This is a genomic window from Helicobacter valdiviensis (genome assembly GCF_003245365.1).
In the GTDB taxonomy this organism is placed as follows: Bacteria; Campylobacterota; Campylobacteria; order Campylobacterales; family Helicobacteraceae; genus Helicobacter_D; species Helicobacter_D valdiviensis.
This window is the reverse complement of sequence record NZ_NBIU01000088.1, coordinates 1-1,216: the sequence shown is the minus strand read 5'-3', so window position 1 is coordinate 1,216 and position 1,216 is coordinate 1. Positions and strand designations below refer to the sequence as shown.

At 24.8% G+C, this 1,216-nt stretch carries 2 pseudogenes; both read left to right on the top strand.

The features are described 5' to 3' along the window. Window positions 1-76 precede the first annotated feature (76 nt). Window positions 77-982, top strand: a pseudogene (locus tag B6S12_RS11780) (hypothetical protein); the annotation flags it as partial. Between the two features lies 1 nt (window position 983). Next, window positions 984-1,216 (top strand): annotated as a pseudogene (locus B6S12_RS10615) (hypothetical protein); the annotation flags it as partial.

The window sequence follows — 1,216 nt, the reverse complement described above, 5'->3', positions numbered from 1 at the left end:
AAAGAAAATATCCAAGCACAAAAGATTTACCAAAAGGTTGGGATAATAAAATGCTAGAAAAAGCAAATTTAAAATTATAGTTATAGATATGAGCTTTAGAGTAGGAGTTGGAAAAGATGAGAGTGTGGAAGAAAGCAAGCTAGAGAATAATTTTAATAGCAACAATAAGAATATCATTCAAACAAATTGCATTTTTAGTGTTTTTGAGGCTGTAGAGTTTTTAAGAGCTTGTCAAATATTTAAAGAAGAAAAAAATGAAACTAATAATAATGAATTTTTTAAAAACTATCCCCAACTTGCAGGAAAAATTGCTTATATTTATTATAGATTTGATTTAGCTAATGAAAATTTTATTAAAAGTGTGAGTGATGGAGATAAGTATTTAGAAGAAAGGGAGAAATTTGTTAAAAAATTTATAGATGTTTATTCTGATAAGAAATTTTTTATAATGCCAAGCTATAAAGAAAAATTTAGCGAATTTTCAAACAAAAGCAATGAGGAAAAAATCGCATTTTTTTAAGAATTTCTTGAAGATTTAGCAAAAGCTTTTGACATAGAAACACCAATTCCAACTATTTATCAAGAGTATAATCAAGACAATAATGGATCTTATAATAACAAGGGAAAAGGAGCATTATATTTGGAGCTAAAAAATAAAGAAGAACAAATATTATCAACTTTTTTTCATGAATTTAGGCATTTTTATATTTATAAAAATGATATTAAAGAAATAAAAAATTACCATACAGAAAGCATTTTTAATCTTATATATTCTAATAGATATTTTGATTTTGAAAATGTTGTTATGTTTCGATCGTATGATAAAAAATGTATAATTAGTGATAATTATACAGATTGTGTTGGGGTTAAACCTTATCGCTATGGTAATTTTGCAGCAAATGTTCCTGCAATTTATTGGTTTTCTCCAAGTGAAAGAGATGCTAGAATAAGCACATTTTATTTTGAAAAATACAGGGGTTAATATGTCAGAAATAATCATAAAGAATATATTTAAACATAAACAATTCCTGCAAACCAGAAAAGAACCTTATGCTATTTATTTGGGTATCAATACTAATATCAAAAGCTTTAATAATATTTGTCCTAGTAAAAAAGATATGTGGATACTTAATGATATAAATAAACTTGATCAATGGTATAACCCAAAATTTGGCATATATCTAGGTAAAATTATATTTGATAAAAAAGGTAATAA